This window comes from Ruegeria sp. AP12 (assembly GCF_056540025.1).
Window position 1 is genome coordinate 1 of the sequence record NZ_JBQFVZ010000039.1, and the last position, 1841, is coordinate 1841.

At 54.9% G+C, this 1841-nt stretch carries 2 protein-coding genes; both read right to left on the minus strand.

Annotation, left to right across the window (positions count from 1 at the left end):
- On the minus strand, positions 1 to 294 hold a 294-nt coding region (locus ACR0E6_RS20960; RefSeq protein ID WP_480586923.1), incomplete at its 3' end, for a hypothetical protein.
- Positions 295 to 973: 679 nt separating this feature from the next.
- On the minus strand, positions 974 to 1841 hold an 868-nt coding region (locus tag ACR0E6_RS20965; RefSeq protein WP_480586925.1), incomplete at its 5' end, for a M20/M25/M40 family metallo-hydrolase.

The window sequence follows — 1841 nt, forward strand, 5'->3', positions numbered from 1 at the left end:
ACCGGCCGCTTCATGTTCGATGAAAACGTCACCACGCTCACGCAAGGCATCCATCGTCAAGGCGACGCGCTGACCAGCATCCTTGACGTAGTCCGCCCAAGCCGAGCCAACAGATTTCGTCTGCGTGAATTGCACCGCAAGATCTCGCAGATCGCTTGTCAGGTTCAGAACCCGATCCGAATGGTATTCAGTTATTTTTTGTGCCTGAATGGTGGCGGCACGAGACAGAATTTCATACTGAACACCAGATTGATCGAGCACGTTGGAAATTGCGTCAAACAATTTGCTGTTCACGGCCGTTATGTTTTCACCCGTTGCAAGGTTCGATGCCTTTTCATTCGCGAATGAATTCCGAGCCATTGATTTATCCTTCCTCGGACGATGTTGGTTTCACCGTCGATGGGGAGTATGCCCCCGGTCAAATTGAACGCCTCGCTGCTTGCAAGAAACGATGCACAGGTCGACATCTTTGATGGTCGCGAAGTGGTGTGTGGGTGCATGCTTTGCTGCAGCGCACCAAAATTGGCTATCCCGGTGACGACACGGGTTTTCAGAAGGCCTGGCGACATCTTCGCTTTGCGACTGCAGCGCGCGTGCATAACCCCACGCGATCGACCGATCGCTCGCTACTCCGATGACGACAGCTTTTGACCTATTCAGGTGGAACATAGTGGCGCCTCGATTTCTGCAGTGCAGCATACCACTTCTCAATCGATTCGAAACATTTGAATGGTCAAACTACCTCGCCAACGCTGCGTCAAAGTCGTTCTGTAGCAAGGTTGTGGCACATTAGACTTCGCAACAATCTCTGACGGCACGCGACCGATCCATTAGAATGGACAACGCTTAAAGCTGACCACAATACGCCAATCCAGGACCGCCCCTTACCGGAGCAGACGGCATTCATACGCATCAAGTGTGGGCGTCAATTGTCGGAAGCTTCGCAACTGACCTCACAAAAAACACATCTGCCCTAGAGGCCAAACAACACCTCATTCGCGACTTTTCCAAGCATGAGGGAACAAGCAACCAATTGTTCCTCGGAAACGTACTCATCAGGCTTGTGGCCTTGTTCCGCCATAGACCCTGGGCCGCACACCACTGTCGCGATGCCAAGGTCTGACAGAACGCCAGCCTCAGTTCCGAATGCAACGTGGGTTGTTTCGCCGCCGCCAGAGGATTTGACAAGTGAGACCTCTGGCTCAGAGCTGGAGACTGACAACCCGGGGTATCCCGCCAACGCCCGAAGCGAGATTTGGGCAGCCGTTGGAAACTTGGCCAAAACCGCGTCTGCTGCCTGCTGAAGCTCGGCTTCGATCTCGTCGGGGTCATCTTCCGCCAGATGCCGGAACTCAAACACAAGCGTCGCCTTGTCGGGTACAAGGTTGAGAGCTGTGCCGCCGGACAGCTGGCCAACATGGAAGGTCGTATAGGGAACATCGTAGGCGTCGTTGCGGATCCCGGTTTGTTGGGCCTTCTGCTGCATCTGGCGCAACTTTGCGACGAAATCGACGGCAACATGGAGTGCGTTGACAAATTGCGGGGCGAGCGCGGAATGTCCGGCCTCTCCTTTAATGTCGGCGCGGTAGGCACGCTTGCCTTTATGGCCGATAGCGACCTTCATCTCGGTCGGCTCGCCTACAATGGCCAGTCTGGGACGCTCCAACAGCGACGGCAGCTGCTTTTTCATGCGTGAAATCCCGACGCAGCCGATCTCTTCGTCGTAAGACACCAATAGCTTTAGGGGCGTTTTCAGCTCCCGACCGTGCACGGCATCGGCGAGGGCCAACATCTCAGCCAGAAAGCCTTTCATATCGGTCGTTCCACGCCCGTACAATCGG